This is a genomic window from Kitasatospora sp. NPDC127060 (assembly GCF_042724935.1).
GTDB lineage: Bacteria > Actinomycetota > Actinomycetes > Streptomycetales > Streptomycetaceae > Kitasatospora.
The window spans coordinates 55,557-74,357 of the sequence record NZ_JBHXEG010000012.1; the positions used below are offsets into that span (position 1 = coordinate 55,557).

At 74.0% G+C, this 18,801-nt stretch carries 14 protein-coding genes; 8 read left to right on the top strand and 6 right to left on the bottom strand.

Features of this window, described 5'->3' with window-relative positions; translation table 11 throughout:
- Positions 1–79: 79 nt before the first annotated feature.
- A complete protein-coding gene (locus ACFWIS_RS10020) occupies positions 80–3,094 on the bottom strand; it encodes a hypothetical protein (protein ID WP_380451067.1) in 3,015 nt (1,004 codons plus the stop codon).
- 438 nt (positions 3,095–3,532) lie between these two features.
- Here ACFWIS_RS10020 and ACFWIS_RS10025 point away from each other — a divergent pair, with 438 nt between their 5' ends.
- The 4 genes from ACFWIS_RS10025 (at position 3,533) to ACFWIS_RS10040 (ending at position 8,578) form a co-directional block, all read left to right on the top strand.
- Positions 3,533–4,375, top strand: coding sequence for a nitrilase-related carbon-nitrogen hydrolase (locus ACFWIS_RS10025; protein ID WP_380451065.1), 843 nt, complete (start codon positions 3,533–3,535; stop codon positions 4,373–4,375).
- Positions 4,376–4,386: 11 nt separating this feature from the next.
- Complete coding sequence (gene hydA / locus ACFWIS_RS10030) at positions 4,387–5,817, top strand: dihydropyrimidinase (protein ID WP_380451063.1); 1,431 nt, start codon at positions 4,387–4,389, stop codon at positions 5,815–5,817.
- 69 nt (positions 5,818–5,886) lie between these two features.
- Positions 5,887–6,900 carry a TIGR03842 family LLM class F420-dependent oxidoreductase gene (locus ACFWIS_RS10035; protein ID WP_380451061.1) on the top strand — a complete coding sequence of 338 codons (1,014 nt, stop codon included), beginning with the start codon at positions 5,887–5,889 and terminating at the stop codon, positions 6,898–6,900.
- 136 nt (positions 6,901–7,036) lie between these two features.
- On the top strand, positions 7,037–8,578 hold the full coding sequence (locus ACFWIS_RS10040; protein WP_380451060.1) for an NCS1 family nucleobase:cation symporter-1: 1,542 nt from the start codon (positions 7,037–7,039) through the stop codon (positions 8,576–8,578).
- 86 nt (positions 8,579–8,664) lie between these two features.
- Here ACFWIS_RS10040 and ACFWIS_RS10045 read toward each other — a convergent pair whose 3' ends face one another.
- Entirely contained in the window at positions 8,665–9,930 is a 1,266-nt protein-coding gene (locus tag ACFWIS_RS10045; protein WP_380451058.1) for a glycosyltransferase, read from the bottom strand.
- A 199-nt stretch (positions 9,931–10,129) separates the two neighbouring features.
- Between ACFWIS_RS10045 and ACFWIS_RS10050 the strand changes: the two genes are divergently transcribed.
- On the top strand, positions 10,130–10,396 hold the full coding sequence (locus tag ACFWIS_RS10050; protein ID WP_380451056.1) for a GlsB/YeaQ/YmgE family stress response membrane protein: 267 nt from the start codon (positions 10,130–10,132) through the stop codon (positions 10,394–10,396).
- A gap of 82 nt (positions 10,397–10,478) precedes the next feature.
- On the opposite strand, the gene ACFWIS_RS10055 is transcribed toward ACFWIS_RS10050, so the two are convergent.
- The 4 genes from ACFWIS_RS10055 to ACFWIS_RS10070 all read right to left on the bottom strand — a co-directional run bounded on the left by ACFWIS_RS10055 (position 10,479) and on the right by ACFWIS_RS10070 (position 14,183).
- Positions 10,479–11,408, bottom strand: coding sequence for an ADP-ribosylglycohydrolase family protein (locus ACFWIS_RS10055; protein ID WP_380451054.1), 930 nt, complete (start codon positions 11,406–11,408; stop codon positions 10,479–10,481).
- 113 nt (positions 11,409–11,521) lie between these two features.
- On the bottom strand, positions 11,522–12,112 hold the full coding sequence (locus ACFWIS_RS10060) for a TetR family transcriptional regulator (RefSeq protein WP_380451052.1): 591 nt from the start codon (positions 12,110–12,112) through the stop codon (positions 11,522–11,524).
- A gap of 84 nt (positions 12,113–12,196) precedes the next feature.
- Positions 12,197–13,210 (bottom strand): aldo/keto reductase, encoded by a 1,014-nt coding sequence (locus ACFWIS_RS10065; RefSeq protein WP_380451050.1) that lies wholly within the window; start codon positions 13,208–13,210, stop codon positions 12,197–12,199.
- A gap of 211 nt (positions 13,211–13,421) precedes the next feature.
- A complete protein-coding gene (locus tag ACFWIS_RS10070) occupies positions 13,422–14,183 on the bottom strand; it encodes a class I SAM-dependent methyltransferase (protein WP_380451048.1) in 762 nt (253 codons plus the stop codon).
- 329 nt (positions 14,184–14,512) lie between these two features.
- Here ACFWIS_RS10070 and ACFWIS_RS10075 point away from each other — a divergent pair, with 329 nt between their 5' ends.
- From ACFWIS_RS10075 to ACFWIS_RS10085, 3 genes are all read left to right on the top strand, one after another.
- Positions 14,513–15,841 (top strand): sensor histidine kinase, encoded by a 1,329-nt coding sequence (locus tag ACFWIS_RS10075; protein ID WP_380451046.1) that lies wholly within the window; start codon positions 14,513–14,515, stop codon positions 15,839–15,841.
- Positions 15,838–16,497 carry a response regulator gene (locus tag ACFWIS_RS10080; RefSeq protein WP_380451044.1) on the top strand — a complete coding sequence of 220 codons (660 nt, stop codon included), beginning with the start codon at positions 15,838–15,840 and terminating at the stop codon, positions 16,495–16,497. The genes ACFWIS_RS10075 and ACFWIS_RS10080 overlap by 4 nt, the downstream gene beginning before the upstream one ends.
- A gap of 717 nt (positions 16,498–17,214) precedes the next feature.
- Complete coding sequence (locus ACFWIS_RS10085) at positions 17,215–18,573, top strand: M20/M25/M40 family metallo-hydrolase (RefSeq protein WP_380451042.1); 1,359 nt, start codon at positions 17,215–17,217, stop codon at positions 18,571–18,573.
- Positions 18,574–18,801 lie beyond the last annotated feature (228 nt).

Below are 18,801 nucleotides of genomic sequence, written 5' to 3' on the forward strand. Positions count from 1 at the left end.
ACCGCCTGCCCGACCACTGGCTCGACCGCCTGCCCGGCCACTGTTTCGGCCCCGGCTCGGCTCCCGACCCCCTCCCGGCTCAGCCCTCGGCGGGGACCCGCGGTCCCGGCGGTGCCGGTGGCGCCGCTGTGGCGGAGCCGTCCGCGACGGTCGAGAGGGCGCGCTCGATCACCGGACCGGCCTGCTCGCCCAGGTAGCGGCCGAGCGTCTGGTAGGCGTCGAACTGCTGGTGGTCGAACCACTGGTCGCTGGTGCCGTCGTTCGGGAAGGCCTGGTTGGCCGCCGCGTAGGACTGCAGTTCGTACGGCATGTCGGCGGTCAGCACGGCCTGGAGGACGATCAGCGTGCCGTGCCGCTCGGAGCCGGGCTCGCCGTCGAGGGCCGGGTAGTGGATGTCCCCGGTGATCACGCCGCAGGCCGAGAGCCGGTCGGAGAGCTGGGCCGCCAGCCCGTGCAGGGGCGGAGCGGATCCGTCCCGTCCGGCGGTGGCACTGCCCGGGATCAGCAGCTCCGGCTGGTGCAGGGTGATGACGACGCCGAGTTCCTCGCGGGCCAGGGTGATCGCGGAGGCGAGGTTGGCGGCGTAGCCGGAGTCACCGCTGGCGTCGATGCTCACCGCGGTCCGCACCCGGTGCCGCAGCAGCTCGACCAGTCCGAGGTTCTCGTAGTGCCCGCCGTCGGTGGTGAGCAGGAAGCGGTCGTCGGCGGGGAACCGGCCGGTCAGCTCCCGCAGTTGGTACGGGAGCCGGCGGACGGCGGGCTGCCCGGGGCGGCGCCAGTCGGGTGTGCCGGACCAGGCCGGGCCGAGCTGTGCCGGGTTGGGCAGCCACGTCCCGAGTCGGGCGTTGGTCACGGCGAACAGCCCCTGGTAGACCCGGGACTGGCGGCCCATCGCGGAGGAGAAGGCGGCGCCGGAGACGGCCATCGCGGACTGCACGGTGAGGTCCCGGGCGATGTGCCGGCGGGTGCGCCGCTCCAGCAGGTCGGTGCGCGCGTACCCGACGTCCGGGCCGCCCACGTAGTCGTACGAGAGCGAGAAGGACACCGCCCGACGGCCCGGCGGTGTACGGGAGTTGCCGGACAGGTTGGCCGCCGCCGAGAAGATCACCTGGGGGAAGTCGGGGTGCCGGGCGGCGTAGTGGCTCAGCCAGGTCTGCTCCCGGTGGAAGTCGTACCGGCGGGCCAGCGAGCGGCCACCCTCGGTCACCCGGCGGACCGCGAACGCCGAGGCCAGGCGCAGCCGGTAGAACGGGTGGAGGCTCATCCACGTCTGGTCGAGGTTGAGCCCGACCGCGCCGAGCACCAGCGGCAGCAGCACCTGGACGGCCGTCGGCCAGGCGTAGCCGGTGGCGACCGCCCAGCCGAGGGCCAGCAGAGCGCCAGCCGTCAGGGTGCCGAGGGCCGCCCAGACCACCACGTACTGGGGGAGGTTGGCGGTCAGCCCGCCGCCGATCCGGCCCGCGCCGCGCAGCGCCCCGGCGGCCGCGCGCACGCTCCGGCCGATCGTCCGGCGGTCGCGCCAGAGTATGCCGAGCAGCAGGGCGAGGTAGCTGAGCGCCACGGTGAGGCTGAGGCCGGCGCCGGTCAGCTGCGGGCCGGCCGCCAGCGCCTGCTGGAGCCGGACCGCGCCCCAGGCCAGCCCCGGCACGGCCAGCACGCCGAGGGCGAGCAGCCCGGCCAGTGCGAGCGCGGTGTAGTTGAGCCGACGCAGCGCGCGTGGCAGCAGCGCGTGCCAGCCGAGCGGCGGGAAGGCCAGCAGCCACAGCAGCCAGCACCCGGCCGCAGCCGCGAGCAGTGCGCCGAGGGCTGCCAGCGCGGGGGTGCGGAACGCCAACGCGCCCGGCACGGCGCCCGGGTGGCGCAGGCCGGCGGCGGCCAGGGCGTCCAGGTCGGTGAGCGGGACGGCGTGGTAGAAGCGGCTGAGGCCGAGCCCGAGCACCAGGACGGCGGCCAGCAGCAGGGTGAGTGCGGACAGCACGCCGCGCAGCAGCGTGCCGAGGGCGATCAGCCACTCGCCGGTGCCGTCGGCGATGTACTTGCTGTGCCGGCGGAGGTGGTCCTCCTCCGGGGAGCCGGGCGCCATCACCGTGTCGGCCGTCAGGCCCGAGGCGGAGTGCACCGGGCTGCCGGGCGCGGCGTCGCTGAGGGCGAGCTGCAGCGCGCCCACGGTGTAGCCGCCGCCGGAGACGGACACCAGGTAGCGGGCCCGTTTCAGCCACGGACGCAGCGCCTGGAGCGCGCCGAGGGTGACGCAGGCCGAGCGGATGCCACCGCCGGAGGCGCAGAAGCCCAGTTCGGCGGGCTCGCGGCCGGGCGGCACCCGGCCGGCGTCCCGCCAGTGGGCGTGGGTGCCGGGGGCGTCGGCCACCGGTGCTTCCCGGGGCGGGCGGTGGTGCGGCAGCCTGCCGTGCCGGGTGAGCACGGGCCACGGCGGTATCAGCGCCGGGCGGTCGGGGTCGGCGTCGTCGCCGGGTTTCGCCGCCCCGGGGCGCAGCCCGCGGGTGGCCCGGGCGGCCGTCACCGCCAGCAGGCCGGCCGCCGTCACGCCGGCGGGCAGGAGCAGCAGCCAGGTGACGGTGGCCAGCGCCGCGGCCACCGTGAACGGGGTGTCCGAGCCGCCGTGGTCGAGCCCGAGGCGCAGCAGGAGGTTGGCGCCGAGGTCGCAGCCCGCGGCGAGCAGCCCGGCGACCCCGACCGCCAGCGCCGGGCCGACCCGGCGCCGGTGCCCGAGCACGTAGCCGCCGAGCAGCGCCGCGGCCACCAGCGTCAGCCCGTAGCCGCCGATCAGCCAGAGCTCGGCGCGCAGGGCCGCGAGGTACGCCGAGGTGTGCTCGCCGACCACCGCCTCGGCGGCCGCCCGGGAGCCGGCCAGTTGCAGGGCGGTCAGCCGGGTGTGCGGCGCCTGGCCGCAGGCCTGCAGAAGGCCGAGGGCGAGCGGCAGCAGCGCGCCGAGGGCGAGCAGCAGGCCCGCCCAGGCGGGCAGGGCCGGCGGCCGACCCACCGCGCCGCCGCCGGCGCTCGCCCCCGGTGCCGCTGCCACCGGCGTGTCCGGCGCGTCCGCCGTACGCTCCTCGTGCCCGCCCACCGCTGCCATCCCCACCACCCCCCGTTCGGCTCCCCGCCGACCGTCGATCCCCGTGCCCGACTCATGAAGTCGCCCCGCAGCGCCGTCAGATGACGATCCGTCGAAGCGTCCACGCGCGTTTTACCCTGCCGTGGCCGATTCCGCACCCCCGGTGACCGCTTTCACTCGAATGAGTAAGGAGGTCACCAACGGGGTAGATGAGCGTTTCATCCCACCCAGGACCGTTCGCGTGTCCGCGTAACGAGATCGCCCCAGACGCGTTACCGCCGACGTATTGTCAGGCCACCGAGGCCCGGCCTACCGTCTACAGATCGCTTTCTACGCACGTAGACCCTTCCCGTAGACCCCTGTGGTTCCCCGAGCGGACCCGCAGGCGAGACCCGCCCCGTCAACCCTCAGACCGCGGGCCCGACCGCACGGCCGGGACGCGGAGTTGCGGAGGTACCCATGTCGCAGATCGTCCGTGCCGCGCTCGTCCAGACCCGCTGGACCGGCGACCAGGAGAGCATGATCGCGCTCCACGAGCGGTACGCCCGCGAGGCCGCCGCCCAGGGCGCGAAGATCATCGGCTTCCAGGAGGTCTTCAACGCCCCGTACTTCTGTCAGGTCCAGGAGGCCGAGCACTACCGCTGGGCCGAGGCAGTGCCGGACGGCCCGACCGTGCGCCGGATGCAGGACCTCGCCCGCGAACTCGGCCTGGTGATCGTCGTACCGGTCTACGAGGAGGAGCAGACCGGTGTGTACTACAACACCGCCGCGGTGATCGACGCGGACGGCAGCTACCTCGGCAAGTACCGCAAGCACCACATCCCGCAGGTCAAGGGCTTCTGGGAGAAGTACTACTTCAAGCCCGGCAACCTCGGCTGGCCGGTCTTCGACACCGCCGTCGGCAGGGTCGGCGTCTACATCTGCTACGACCGGCACTTCCCCGAGGGCTGGCGCGCCCTGGGCCTGGCCGGGGCGCAGATCGTCTACAACCCCTCCGCCACCAGCCGCGGCCTGTCCGGCTACCTGTGGCAGCTCGAACAGCCCGCCGCCGCCGTCGCCAACGAGTACTTCGTCGCCGCCATCAACCGGGTCGGCACCGAGGAGTACGGCGACAACGACTTCTACGGCACCTCCTACTTCGTCGACCCGCGCGGCCAGTTCGTCGGCGAGGTCGCCTCCGACAAGGAGGAGGAGCTCGTCGTCCGCGACCTCGACCTCGGCCTGATCGAAGAGGTCCGCCAGCAGTGGGCGTTCTACCGCGACCGCCGGCCCGACGCCTACGGACCGCTCGCCGAGGCCTGAGGAGCAGCCCGATGAGCACCCGTGACCCGCGGCAGCGCACCGTCGTCCGCGGCGGCCTCGTCATCACCGCCGCCGACGAACTCCACGCCGACGTCCTGATCGAGGGCGAGCGCGTCGCCGCCCTCGCCGCCACCGGCAGCGCCGCCGCCGAGGCCTGGACCGCCGACACCGTCATCGACGCCACCGGCCACTACGTCATCCCGGGCGGCGTCGACGCCCACACCCACATGGAGTTGCCGTTCGGCGGCACCGCGGCCTCCGACACCTTCGAGACCGGCACCCGCGCCGCCGCCTGGGGCGGCACCACCACCATCGTCGACTTCGCCGTCCAGCCCGTCGGCGGCGCCCTGCGCGAGGGCCTGGACACCTGGCACGCCAAGGCCGAGGGCAACTGCGCGATCGACTACGCCTTCCACACCATCGTCTCCGACGTCAACGACGCCGTCCTCAAGGAGATGGACGCGCTGGTCGACTCCGGCGAGTCCACCTCCTTCAAGCTCTTCATGGCCTACCCCGGCGTCTTCTACAGCGACGACGGCCGCATCCTGCGCGCCATGCAGCGCGGGGCGGCCAACGGCGGGCTGACCATGATGCACGCCGAGAACGGCATCGCCATCGACGTCCTGGTCGAACAGGCCCTCGCCGCCGGACGCACCGCCCCGCGCTACCACGGCGAGGTCCGGCGCGAACTGCTGGAGGCCGAGGCCACCCACCGGGCGATCAAGCTAGCCCAGGTGGCCGGTAGTCCGCTCTACGTGGTGCACGTCTCCGCCGCCTCGGCGCTCGACGAACTCGCCCGGGCCCGCGACGCCGGCCTCCCCGTGTTCGGCGAGACCTGCCCGCAGTACCTCTTCCTCTCCACCGACAACCTCGCCGAGGAGGGCGCGGACGGCTTCGAGGGGGCCAAGTACGTGTGCAGCACGCCGCTGCGGCCGCGCGAGCACCAGGAAGCGCTCTGGCGCGGGCTGCGCACCAACGACCTCCAAGTGGTCTCCACCGACCACTGCCCGTTCTGCTACGTCGGGCAGAAGGAACTGGGCCGCGGCGACTTCTCCAAGATCCCCAACGGTCTCCCGGGCGTGGAGAACCGGATGGACCTGCTCCACCAGGCCGTGGTGGACGGGCGGATCAGCCGGCGCCGCTGGATCGAGATCGCCTGCACCACCCCGGCCCGGATGTTCGGGCTGCACCCGCGCAAGGGCACCATCGCGCCCGGCGCGGACGCCGACCTCGTGGTCTACGACCCCACCGCCGTGCAGACCGTCTCCGCCGCGACCCACCACATGAACGTCGACTACTCGGCCTACGAGGGCCGGCAACTCACCGGCCGGGCCCGGACGGTGCTCTCGCGCGGCACCGTGGTGCTGGACGACCGCCGCTGGCTCGGCCGGGCCGGACACGGCACCTTCCTACGCCGCGACACGTGCCAGTACCTGACCTGATCCCCCCGTCCGGGGCCGCGCCGCACGCCGGCCCCGGACCGCCCTCCCGATCCCTCTCCCGGAGCCACCATGGACATCGGCCTCGTCCTGCAGACCGACCCGCCCGCCCGCCTGCTCATCGACCGGATGATCCGCGCCGAACGGGCCGGGTTCAGCCACGGCTGGACCTTCGACTCCTGCGTGCTGTGGCAGGAGCCCTTCGTCATCTACAGCCGCATCCTCGCCGAGACCGAGCGGCTCACCGTCGGCCCGATGGTCACCAACCCCTCCACCCGCACCTGGGAGGTCACCGCCTCCCTGTTCGCCACGCTCAACGACATGTACGGCAACCGCACCGTCTGCGGCATCGGCCGCGGCGACTCCGCCATGCGGGTCGCCGGCCGCCGGCCCGCCACGCTCGACCGGCTCTCCCAAGCCATGCACGCCATCAAGGAGTTGGCCGAGGGACGCACCGTCGAGGTGGACGGCACCGAGATGCACCTGCCGTGGGTCGGCCCCGGCGCCGCGCTGCCGATCTGGATGGGCGCGTACGGACCCAAGGCACTCTCCCTGACCGGGCGTCAAGCAAACGGATTCATCCTGCAGTTGGCCGACCCCTACCTCACCGAGTACATGGTCAAGGCGGTCCGGGCCGCGGCCGTCGAGGCGGGCCGGGATCCGGCCGACGTCACCATCTGCGTGGCCGCGCCCGCGTACGTCACCGCCGACGACTCGCCCGCCGCGCTGGCCCACGCCCGGGAGCAGTGCCGCTGGTTCGGCGGGATGGTCGGCAATCACGTCGCCGACCTGGTCAGCCACTACGGCGAGCACTCCGACCTGGTGCCGGACGCCCTCACCGACTACATCAAGGACCGCCACGGCTACGACTACAGCCACCACGGCCGGGCCGGGAACCCCGACACGGCCTTCGTCCCGGACGGGATCGTCGACCGGTTCTGCCTGATCGGGCCGGCCGAGACCCAGCGCGCCCGGCTCGCGGAACTCCGCTCCCTCGGCGTCGACCAGTTCGCCGTCTACGCGATGCACGACGCGGTCGAGTCCACCATCGACGCCTACGGGACGGACGTCATCCCGCACCTCTGAACCCGTGACCCCTGGACCGTGAGCTCCTGATCCCTTGAGCCCTGATCCCTTGAGCCCTGATCCCTTGAACCCCTGATCCCTTGAACCCCTGATCCCTTGAACCCCTGATCCCGCATGCGGCAGACGGGAGTTGCCCATGGCCGACACCGCGACCGGCGGCGGACAGCGGCAGCACCCCGACGGCCGGGTCGAACCCGACCCGGCCGAGGGGGTGTTGCCACCCAACGGCTTCACCAGTGACGACCTCCGGCCGGTCCCGGTGCGGCGGCGCACCTGGACCACCTACAACTTCCTCGCGCTCTGGGTCGGGATGGCCCACAACATTCCGTCCTGGACGCTGGCTTCGGGCCTGATCGCGATCGGGATGGACTGGAAGCAGGCGGTGCTGACCATCGCGCTCGCCAACCTGATCGTGCTCGCGCCGATGCTCCTCACCGGGCACGCCGGGACGAAGTACGGCATCCCGTTCCCGGTGTTCGCCCGGGCCTCGTTCGGACTGCGCGGCGCCAACCTGCCCGCGTTGATCCGGGCGGCGGTGGCCTGCGCGTGGTTCGGCATCCAGACCTGGATCGGTGGCGAGGGGATCTTCCTGCTCGCCGGCCGACTGCTCGGCGAATCCTGGCGCACGGCAACGGAGTTCGGCGGATACCCGTGGACGCAGTGGGCCTCCTTCCTGCTGTTCTGGCTGGTCGAGATGGTCATCATCGCCCGGGGGATGGAGGCGCTTCGGCGCTTCGAGAACTGGGCGGCGCCGTTCGTCATCGTCGGCGCGCTCGCCCTGCTGGTGTGGATCGGCGTCAAGGCGGGCGGGCTGGGGCCGCTGCTGGACCAGCCGTCGAAACTGGGCTGGGGCAGCGGGTTCTGGCAGGTCTTCTTCCCGTCGTTGATGGGGATGATCGGGTTCTGGTCCACGCTGGCGCTCAACATCCCCGACTTCACCCGCTTCGGCGGCAGCCAGCGGGCCCAGATCCGCGGCCAGGCGCTCGGGCTGCCGACCACGATGACGCTGTTCGCGCTGCTGTCGGTGCTGGTCACCTCGGGCTCCGCAGCGGTCTACGGCGAGCCGGTGTGGGACCCGATCAAGCTCGCCGCGAAGATGGAGAGCCCGGTCGCCCTGCTGTTCGCGCTGCTGACCGTCCTGGTCGCCACCTTGTCGGTGAACATCGCCGCCAACGTCGTCTCCCCGGCCTACGACCTGGCCAACCTGCTGCCCCGGTTCGTCAACTTCCGTACCGGGGCGCTGATCACGGGTGTGGTCGGGATCGCGCTCTTCCCGTGGCGGCTGACCGCCGACCCGCACGTCTACATCTACGTCTGGCTGGGCGTGGTCGGCGGACTGCTCGGGACGGTCGCCGGGGTGCTGATCGCCGACTACTGGGTGCTGCGCCGCACCCGGCTGCGGCTCACCGAGCTGTACCGGCCGTTCGGGGCGTACTGGTACGCGGCCGGCTGGAACTGGCGGGCGGTGGCCGCCCTGCTGGTCGGCGGCCTGCTGGCGGTGGGGGGTTCGTACTCCACCGTCGACGGGCACGGCGTCAAGCAGGGGCCGTTCCCGGTGGACGGCGTGATCCCCTTCCTCAAGCCGCTCGCCGACTACGGCTGGGCGGTCGGGCTGGTGTCGGCGGGGGCGGTGTACCTGGCGCTGAGCGTTCCGGGGCGGCGGGCGGGCGACAGCTGACGGCAGACAGATGGCGGCCGACGGATAGCGGCCGACGGATGACAGCTGACAGATTTCGACAGCTGTTATCCGTCAGCTGTTATCCGTCAGCTGTTTCTCGTCATCCCCTTCGCCGCCGCCTCCACCGCCTCCACCGCGGCCAGGACCTTGGCGGCTCCGTCCTCGGTGGCGAGGGCGGCGGCGACGGAACGGGCGCGGGTGCGGTAGTGGGGGTCGTCCAGGAGGTGGCGGATGGCGGTGGCGAGGCGGCTGGCGGTCAGGGCGCGCAGTGGGACCGGGCCGGGGGACACACCGAGGGCGGTGAGCCGGGCGGACCAGAACGGGGCGTCCAGCTGGCCGGGCACCGGGACGGCCGGGGTGCCGGAGCGCAGGGTGGCCGCCGTGGTGCCGGCACCCGCGTGGTGGACGACGACCGAGGTGCGGGGGAACAGCCAGTCGTGCGGGGTGTCGCCGATGGTCAGTACGGAGTCGGAGTCCTCGGCGGCCAATCCGCTCCAGCCCGACTGCAGCAATACGCGGACCCGGGCGGCCCGGGCGGCGGCCAGGACGGTCGCGGTGAGCCGCTCGGGCTCGGGCACGACCAGGCTGCCGAAGCCGATGAAGACCGGTGGCGGTCCGGCGGCCAGGAAGTCCAGCAGCCGCTGCGGGGGTCGCCAGTCGGGCGGCGCGGAGGGCCACCAGTACCCGGCGACGTCCAGCCGGGGGTGCCAGTCCATCGGCCGGGGGACGACCCGCGGTGAGAAGCCGTGCAGGACGGGGTGGTCGCGCCGGGCGCGGGCGACGCCCAGCGGCGGCAGCCCGAGCCGTCGGCGCAGCCCGCGCACGGCCGGGACGAACAACTGGTCGGTGGCGGCCTGCACGGCCTGCCCGGCGAGCAGGTTGCCGGACCGCCCGAGCGAGCGGGCGCCGGTCACGGCGGGCGCGAACTCGCGGGTGGGGGAGAGGGGTTGGAGGTACAGTCCGATGCTGGGAATGCCGGCGGCCTCGGCCGCGACCTGGCCGAGTGCGCTGGTGGTGCTGGTGGTGAGCAGGAGGTCGGTGCCGAGTGCCGTGGCCTCGGTGATGCCGTCGCCGAGGGCGGGCATGAACCGCCTTCCCAGGCGCAGGAGTTGCAGGACGCTCAGGGGTCCGCTGCCGGCTCGCAGCAGCCGTCGGCCCTCGGTGGAGGCGAGTACGGTGCGCGGGTCGACCGGCAGCGGGCGGAACTCCAGCCCGGCGGCCCGTACCGACTCGGCGAAGGTGGTGTGGGTGGCGACGGCCACCTGATGTCCGGCCGCCCGCAGGCGGACGCCGAGCCCGGTGAAGGGGGCGACGTCGCCCCGGGAGCCGACGGTGGCGATCAGGATGCGCATGGCCGCAGTATTTCGGCGGGTGCGTCCGGTCGGAAGGACGCCACGCGCGGACCGGTCGGCTCCGGGTGGCCGGATCACGCCGCCCGGATCACGCCGCCCGGATCACGCCGCCCGGAACCGGGCCTGGGGGCGGTGGCGTCCTCGGTTGCGGAGCGCGCGGGACGGGGCCGTCGCGCCGTGGACGGGAGGGATGGGTCGGATGAGCATCATCGCGTGGATCGTGCTGGGCCTGGTGGCCGGAGCCCTGGCCAAGCTGCTGCTGCCCGGGAGGGATCCGGGCGGCCTGATCGTGACGACCCTGATCGGGATCGCCGGCTCCTTCGTCGGCGGCTGGATCGCGTCGCACTTCATGCACCGGTCGATCACGGCCCGGTTCTTCGACGGGCCGACCTGGGTGTCCGCGATCGGCGGCGCGCTGGTGCTGCTGATCGCCTACCGGCTGATCTTCGGCAACTCGCGCCGCTGATAGGGGCGTTCGCCACGCATCGGCGGGTCGGCCCCCGGGGAGGGAGCCGGCCCGCCGACGTGCGGCCGCGGTGGCCCGGCCGCTAGCGCGGGGCCCCGGACGGGGCCGGGGCCTGGGCGACCCAGTCCGGCAGGACCTCGCAGGCGGTGAGCCAGTCGGCCGGTACCTCGGCGAGCCCGGTGCGGGCGGCCACCACGCCGGCGGCGATGGCGCAGGTGGTGTCCATGTCGCCCCAGCCCGCCAGGGTGTGCCAGATCGCCTCCGGCAGTGAGTCCAGGTGCCCGGCGGCGGACCAGAGGGCGAACGGGACGGTGTCCGGGGCGGAGATCATCAGCCCCGAGCCCAGCACGTTGGCGGCGTGCCGGATGCTGGTGTGCTCCGGCAGCCGGGCGGCGATCCGCAGGCCGGAGCGGACGTCGCTCTCCGGCAGCCGGCCGGCCACCTCGGTGAGCAACTCGGCCCGGCCGGGCGCCGGCCGGCCCCGGCTGCGGACGGCGAGGGCTGCGGCCAGGGCGACCGCCACCGCTCCGGCGACCGCCTCGGGGTGGAAGTGGGTGGTGAGCGCCTGGAGTTCGGCCTGCCGGACCACCTCGTCGAGGTCCTCGGCGAACCAGGCGCCCAGCGGGGCGACCCGCATCGCGGCGCCGTTGCCGTACGAGCCCTGGCCCTCGAACTGGCTCGAGGTGATGGCGCGCCAGTCTCCGCCGGCGCCGATCCCGCGCAGCACCCGGTGCATCGACGGGCCGTACTTGCGCTGGTGGTCGCGGGCGTACTCGGCCGCGAACTCCCCGGCCAGCGCGGCCTGTCGGACCTCGCCGTGGGCGGTGAGGTGGCGCACCAGGACGAGGGTCATCGCGGTGTCGTCGGTCCAGTGCCAGGGCGCCGGGCGGACCAGCCGGGCGGCCAGTGCGACGGGCGCCTCGTCGACCGGCACCGAGAACCACCGGTCGCCGAAGGCGTCGCCGAGCGCGAGCCCCCGCAGACCGTCCAGGACCGGACCGGCCGCACCCATGTCATCCTCCGAGTGAGATCAACTGTGTGCGACAGTCTGCCCGACCGGCCGGGGCGCCGGCGACCGGATATCGTCCCGGTCGCCGGCGCCCCGTGCGGCGTCGCCCGCGGTCGTCAGTGCTTGGCGTTCAGACCGTTGAGGATCAGCTTCCAGACGGCCGCGAAGCGCTCGTCCGCGCCCGGCTCGGACCAGCTGGCCGCGAACACCGGGTCGTGGAAGGGGGCCGTGGCATCGAAGACGGCGCGGGCGGTGGTGAGGATGTGGGCGAGCCTGAACTCCTTGCGGTCCGTGCCGTCGTGGACGATCTGGGCGATCTGGTTGACCAGGGTCTCGATGTGCGCGTCGACGATGGCGCTGTTCTCCTCGGCCAGCACGAGGTAGGTGGCGAACAGCTCCGGGTCGTCCAGCGCCTTCTTGCGCTTGGCTGCGAACAGCGTGATCAGCCAGTGTTCGAGGCGCTCGGCGGCGCCGCCGCCGTCGATCGAGATGGTCTCCAGCTCGTGGTGCGCCTGGTCCAGCCAGCGCTGGGTGACCGCCTCGCGCAGCGCCGCCTTGCTGGGGAAGTGGCGGTAGACGCTGCTGTGGCTGACGCCGAGTTCCCGGGCGACGTCCACGACGGTGGCCTTGGCCGGGCCGAACCGCCGGAGTACTTCCTCCGCCGCGATCAGGATCTGCTCGGCGGTGAGTGCGGTGTCCGTGGTCACGGGGGCCGTCCTTAGGGTGGTGCGGGTCGGGTGGTGCGGGTCGGTTTGGTGCGGAGGGTTTCCGCTGGTCAGCGGGGGGCTCGGTCAGCGCTCGCTGTCCAGGCGTGCCATCTGCGCGGCAGCGTACCGGTCGCCGGCGGCGGCGCCGGCGGGGACGGCCGCCTCGACGGCGGTGAGGTCGGCCGGGGTCAGCGTGACGTCCAGCGAACCGAGGGCCTCGGCCAGCCGGTCCCGGCGGCGGGCGCCGACCAGCGGGACGACGTCCTCGCCGCGCGAGGCCACCCAGGCGATGGCGACCTGGGCGACGCTCGCGCCCTTCGCGTCGGCGACCGCGCGCAGCGCCTCGACCAGCGCGAGGTTGTGGGCCAGGTTCTCGCCCTGGAAGCGCGGGCTGTCGCCGCGGAAGTCGGTGCCGGCGAGCGGGCGTTCCGGGGTCCAGTGGCCGCTCAGCAGGCCGCGGGAGAGCACGCCGTACGCGGTGATGCCGATGCCGAGCTCCCGGGCGGCGGGCAGCACGGAGGCCTCGATCGAGCGGGTGAGCAGGGAGTACTCGATCTGCAGGTCACTGATCGGGTGGACGGCGGCGGCGCGGCGCAGGGTGTCGGCGCCGACCTCGGAGAGGCCTATGTGGCGGACGTAGCCGGCCTTGACCAGGTCCGCGATGGCGCCGACGGTTTCCTCGATCGGGACTCTCGGGTCGAGACGGGCCGGGCGGTAGACGTCGACGTGGTCGGTGCGCAGGCGGCGCAGGGTGTAGGCGAGCGCCGTCTTGGTCGCGGCCGGGCTGGTGTCGTAGCCGACCCACTGGCCGTCGGGCCCGCGCTGGGCGCCGTACTTCACGCTGATCTGCACGCTGTCGCGGTCGCGGCCGCGCAGGGCCTCGTGGATCAGCAGTTCGTTGTGGCCCATGCCGTAGAAGTCGCCGGTGTCGAGGAGGGTGATCCCGGCGTCCAGGGCGGCGTGGACGGTGGCGATGCTCTCGGCCTCGTCGGCGGGGCCGTAGAGGTCGGACATGCCCATGCAGCCGAGGCCGAGGGCGGAGGTGACGGGCCCGGAGGCGCCGAGGGTGCGCTGTGCGGGGCGGGTGGTGGAGGGCATGGGTGCTCCGGGGGGCGAGTGCGGCGCCGGAAGGCGGGGGCAGTGTGACCCGGGTCTCACTATGGCACGACAGCGAACAGATTTCAAAATCTGTTCGCTGTCTTTTGTCATTTGTTCGCACCACCACTGGCGAAGTGGCGAAGTGGCGGGCTGGCGGGGAGCGGTGGCGCGAGGCAGGGGTGGTTCGCTGGGCGTACAGCTGGGTGTCCAGCTAGGCGTACGGCCCCGGCGAGCGCAGCAGATAGGCGCGGGCGGGCGGCAGATTGCGCCACACCGTGCGCTCGCCCAGCCCGTACGTCGCTTCGAACCGCCGCAGCAGCCGTACCACCGCCCGGTGGCGGGCGCCCCGGCGCGGGCCCGAGAGGAGGGTTCGTGCCGTCGTGGTGCCGAGGTAGCCGAAGTACGTCAGCTCGCCGCCGGGGGCCAGCAGCCGCAGGTAGAGGTCGAGAAGGTCCCGCACCAGGGCCGGCTCGAAGTTGGTGAACGGCACTCCGGAGACGATCACGTCGTACCGCTCGCCGCCGCTCCCCTCCCCGGAGCCCTCGGGTCCGGTCCCGGGCGCCCCGGCCGCCTCCGGCAGCTCCTCCACCCGGCAGGCCGACAGTCGCAGGCCCACCCCCGGCCGACGCGCGGCCAGCACCGGATCCTCCCGCAGTCGGTCGGCGAACCGCGGATTCGCCTCGACCGCGTGCAGCCGGTCGCCCGGGCGCAACACCCGGGCCAGCCGACGGGTCACCACGCCCGTCCCCGCGCCGACCTCCAGCACCGAGATCGGCCGGTTGGGACGGCTGGTGGCCGGCACCGCCAGGGCGTTCACCAGATCCGGCCCGCTCGGCACCAGCGCGCCGGTGTCATGGAAGGTGCGCAGCGCCTCGGCGAGGAACAGCAGGCGGTCCCCGCCGTACCGTGAACCGTACGAACTGCGCTGCGGTGGAGGGGAGTCGGGGTGAGGATGGAGCTGTCCGGTCGTCATGCCGTCGACGCTAGGGAGGCCGCGACCGGCCCGGATCGGCCGGTGAGCGGCGCCGCCCCCCGACGAAAGTCGAGGGTGCGGCCGCCCGGGAGGAGGGGGCGCCGCGCCGCCGCCCGCCCGTAGCATCGAGCGAACGGACGCGACGGTGGACGGACGCGACGGCGGACGGACGCGAACTGAAGCGCGCCGAAGCGCACGGGCACGGACCGACGCGCGGGACGTGGACCCGCCGGTGGGGCGAGAACTTACGTGAGGGGCGCGGACGGACGCGTGGGGCGCGGACCGACGCGAGGGGACCGGAGCCGGACGGCCCGGGCGGGAGGGGTTCGATGCGCACAGGTCCGCTCGGCTGGTACGGCCCGGACCGCCGGCCCTGGGCGGACACCCTGTTGCTGCTCGGCATCCTCGGTCTCGCCGGCGAGGAGGGGCTGTTCCAGTGGCTGCATACGGACGGCCCGCTGTGCCTGCCCCGTACGGCGGCTGCCGCGCTGGCCGCGCTCTCCCTGCTGGCCGTCCGCCGCTACCCGCTCGCCTCGGCCGTCCTGCCGGTACTCACCGGTGGGCTGTTCAACCGCGCGTTCCCCGGCCTGTTCAGCGTCTACCACCTCGCCTCGCTCGGCCGGGTCGGCCCGGCTGCGGTCGGCGGTACGGTGATCGCCGTGGTCAGCGCGACCAGGGCGGACTCGCTGGTCGGTTGGGCCGGCACCACCGGCTCCCAACTCTTCGTCCAGGCCGCCGTGCTGTGCTTCGGTCTGTGGCTGCACGGCCGCCGGGTGCTGATCCGCACCCTGCACACCCAGGTCGAAACCCTTCGGCGGGAACGGGAGTTGCGCGCCGAGCAAGCCCGTTCGGCCGAACGCGCCCGGATCGCCCGGGAGATGCACGACGTGCTCGCCCACCGGCTGAGCCTGCTGGTGCTGCACGCCGGAGTGCTGCGCGACCAGGCCCGCGCCGGTACCGTCGCCGCCGACCCGGACCGGCTCACCCACCGCCTCGAACTGCTGCGCACCGCCGCCGCCCGCTCGCTCGACGACCTGCGGGACGTGCTGGGCGCGCTGCGCGCCGATCCGCCGGAGCCGACCGCCGCAGCGAACGCGGCCGAACCGCCCGCACCGGTCGGACCCGCCCGCGTCCCGGCGCCGGCCCTGCGCGACCTCACCGAGCTGGTCGCCGAGGCGAACCAGGCCGGTCAGCACGTCGAACTCGCCCTCGCCGGCGATCCGGAGGCCGTGCCCACCACCCACCGGCTCGCCGTCCACCGGGTCGTCCAGGAGGCGCTGACCAACGCCCGCAAGCACGCCCACACCGCGCCCGTCACCGTCCGGGTCGGCTACGGCGCGCCGGCGACCACCGTCGAGATCCGCAACGGCCCGGGCGAGCCCGCACCGAACGGGTCGGGCACCGGCGGCGGGTACGGGCTGGTGGGGCTCGGCGAACGGGTCGGCGCACTGGGCGGCCACCTGGACGCGGGCCCGGACGGTGCCGGGGGCTTCCGGCTCTCCGCCCGGCTGCCCGCGCCGGACCGGCCGCCGGGGGCGGCGCCCCCCCCGCCCCCCCCGGCGCCCCCGCCGCCCCCGCTTTCCCCGCCGCCGCAGCACCCGCAGCACCCGCAGCGCCCACAGCCCCCGCAGACCCCGCAGCCGGAGGACGTCACTTGATCCGCACCATGGTGGTCGACGACGACGCGCTGGTGCGCCTCGGCCTGGTCGATCTGCTCACCCAGGACCCGGCGCTGACCGTGGTCGCGGAAGCCGCCGACGGGCTGCAGGCCGTCGAGCTGGCCCGCGGCCACCGGATCGACGTCGCGCTGATGGACATCCGGATGCCCCGGCTGGACGGGATCGCCGCCACCCGGCGGCTGCGCCAACTCCCCGACACCCCAAGGGTGATCGCGCTCACCACGTTCGACCTGGACGAGTACGTGTACCAGGCGCTCGCCGCCGGGGCGGACGGCTTCCTGCTGAAGGACACCCCGCCCGCCGAGATCGCCCGGGCCGTCCACGTGGTCGCCGCCGGGCAGGGGATGCTGCACCCCGCGGCCGCGCGACGGCTGATCGACCGGTACCACCGGGTCGGTGCGCCCCGGTCCGTGGCCGCGCGCGGCCGGATCGCCGGGCTCACCCCGCGCGAGACCGAGGTGCTGCGCGAAGTCGCCGACGGGCTCTCCAACGCCGAGATCGCGGGCGTGCTGGGCATGCGGGAGAGCACCGTCAAGGCGCACGTCAGTCGGATCCTGACCGCGCTCGGGGTGGCCAACCGGGTCCAGGCGGCGCTGCTCGCACGGGATGCGGGGCTGGTCGGGGAGGGTGCCTGACGGCGGGCGCTCGCGAGGGCAGGGCGGGGCGCAGCGTCGGACGGCGTTCACGCGGATGTTCCCGGGGTGTCGGTTCGGGTGTCGCCGCGGGCTTCCCTGAGCCGTCTCGTGCCTCCGGTTGGTACCGCCTGCTGAGCCGATGTCACCCATCCGGCGTGGAAATGCCGTGCCTTGGCCGTTTGCGCTGCCGAACCCGGGCGGCGGGTCCATGGTGGAGATGGGTGCGATCCGGCGACCGCGCCCGCGCGTCGATCCGGGCCCGGCCCGCCGAACGCCCGCCGCTTCCTTCCACGGGCGCCCGAAACCGGGGCCCGTACCGGCACGCTGGGAACAGGGCCACCTCGCAGGGGACCGAACGGTTCTTCTAGGCTCACATCTCGGCCTCCCTGCGGCGGTGCGGCCACTGCGCCCGCCAACAGGAGGCCGCCGTCCACGGGGCTCCGGGCGGACCGGGGCCACCGGATCGAGCGAGGAGGACGCAATGCCAAGCACGCCGCCCAACCGTTCCACCGCACTTGGGCCAGAGGGACCGTTCCGACGGGCCGTGCAACATCCCGGCCGGCCGGTGCGGTCCGGCCGGGCCTGGTACCCGGGCGGGAGCGGTCGGCCGGTACGGCCGCTGAATACCGGCTGCGGCCGCGGAGGCGAGCGTTGAGTCCCCAGATCGTCGGGTCGCCGGCCGCACCGGGTGCCGCCGCGGAACCCGACCGCGTATCGGTGACCGTTCCCGCCGCCACCGACGGCGAAGCCCTGGCCGGCGCGGCCGACCCTGCCCCTGCCCCCGCCCCCGCCCCCGCCGCTGCAGCCGTGGTCTCCGTGGTCTCCGTGGCCGCTCCGGCCAACTCGGGTGCCACGGCGGTCGGCTCGGCCGCCACCGGTTCGGCCGCCGCCAGTGCCACCGCGGCGCTGCCCGGACTTCCGCAGGCGCTCAGCAGCCGGGCCCGCACCCTGGCCGGCGCCGTCCGGCGGCGCTGCGCGGACCTCGCCCGGATCGAGTCGCCCAGCGGTGACGCGCCCCGACTCGACGCGCTGGCCGAAGAGTTGGCGGCCGGCTTCCGGGCCACCGGGGCCACCGCCCGCCGCGAACCCGGTCCGGCCGGGGACCACCTGGTGCTGGAGTGGGAGGGACGGGACGAGACCCTGCCCCACCTGCTGATCGTCGGCCACCACGACACCGTCTGGCCGGTCGGCACCCTGGCGGACTGGCCGGTGGCCGAGCAGGACGGGCGGCTCACCGGGCCCGGCGTGGTCGACATGAAGGGCGGACTGGCCGTCCTGGAGGGTGCGTTGGCGCTGCTCGCGGACCTGGGGCAGCGGCCGCACCGCACCGTGCGACTGGTCGTGGTGTCCGACGAGGAGGTCGGCAGCCCGGACGGGCGGCGCCTGGTCGAGCGCCAACTGCGCGGTGCGGCGGCCGTCCTGGGGCTGGAACCGCCGCACCCGGACGGTCGGTTGAAGACCGCGCGGCGCGGCAGCACCCGGGTGCGGCTGACCGTCACCGGGCGGGAGGCCCACGCGGGCAACGACGCCCACGACGGGGTGTCGGCAGTGGACGAACTCGTCGACCAGCTGGTGCTCGTCCGGGGTCTGGCGGGCCAGCCCGGCACCGAGCTCAACGCCGGTCGGATCAGCGGCGGTTCGCGGGCCAACGTGATCGCCGGTCGGGCCGAGGCGGAGCTGGGGCTGCGGTTCTCCACGATCGAGGCGCAGCGCCGTACGCTCGACAACCTGACCCGGCTGACCGCGCTGCGGCCGGGCGCGCGGGTGCGGACCGAGGTGCTGTCCAGTCGGCCGGCCTGGCCCGAGCGGAGCGGCAACCCGCTGCTGAGGCACGTGCGTTCGCTCGCCGCGGTGCTCGGGCAGCAGTTGGACGGCGGACCGGCGGGCGGGGCCGGGGACACCAACCTGCCGGGCTCCCGCGGATTGCCGACGCTTGACGGCTTCGGCGCGGTGGGCGCCGGTGCCCACGCCCGGCACGAGTACATCCGGCTGGACCAGCTCGCTCCGCGGATCGCCCTGCTCGCCGCGCTGCTCGCGGTGCCACTGCCACGGCTTCGGGACCGGGGGGAGGGGTGAGCGGGGGCGGCTGACAGGCAACAGGCAACAGGCAACAAGCGACTGGCAACAGGTGGCCGCTGACCGCTGACGGTCCACAGCCGACGGCTCACAGGTAACAGATCACAGATGACGGATAACAGCTGACAGAATTCAGATTCTGTCAGCTGTTATCCGTTTCCGGCTCCCTGGCCCGTCCCTTGCCATCCCTCCACCTTGCCGCGCAGAATGGTACCGACCGAACGGTCA

Coding starts and splice junctions, on each gene's coding strand:
- ACFWIS_RS10020 (WP_380451067.1), bottom strand. CDS start 3,094: ATGGCAGCGGTGGGCGGGCACGAGGAGCGTACGGCGGACGCGCCGGAC.
- ACFWIS_RS10025 (WP_380451065.1), top strand. CDS start 3,533: ATGTCGCAGATCGTCCGTGCCGCGCTCGTCCAGACCCGCTGGACCGGC.
- hydA (WP_380451063.1), top strand. CDS start 4,387: ATGAGCACCCGTGACCCGCGGCAGCGCACCGTCGTCCGCGGCGGCCTC.
- ACFWIS_RS10035 (WP_380451061.1), top strand. CDS start 5,887: ATGGACATCGGCCTCGTCCTGCAGACCGACCCGCCCGCCCGCCTGCTC.
- ACFWIS_RS10040 (WP_380451060.1), top strand. CDS start 7,037: ATGGCCGACACCGCGACCGGCGGCGGACAGCGGCAGCACCCCGACGGC.
- ACFWIS_RS10045 (WP_380451058.1), bottom strand. CDS start 9,930: ATGCGCATCCTGATCGCCACCGTCGGCTCCCGGGGCGACGTCGCCCCC.
- ACFWIS_RS10050 (WP_380451056.1), top strand. CDS start 10,130: ATGAGCATCATCGCGTGGATCGTGCTGGGCCTGGTGGCCGGAGCCCTG.
- ACFWIS_RS10055 (WP_380451054.1), bottom strand. CDS start 11,408: ATGGGTGCGGCCGGTCCGGTCCTGGACGGTCTGCGGGGGCTCGCGCTC.
- ACFWIS_RS10065 (WP_380451050.1), bottom strand. CDS start 13,210: ATGCCCTCCACCACCCGCCCCGCACAGCGCACCCTCGGCGCCTCCGGG.
- ACFWIS_RS10070 (WP_380451048.1), bottom strand. CDS start 14,183: ATGACGACCGGACAGCTCCATCCTCACCCCGACTCCCCTCCACCGCAG.
- ACFWIS_RS10075 (WP_380451046.1), top strand. CDS start 14,513: ATGCGCACAGGTCCGCTCGGCTGGTACGGCCCGGACCGCCGGCCCTGG.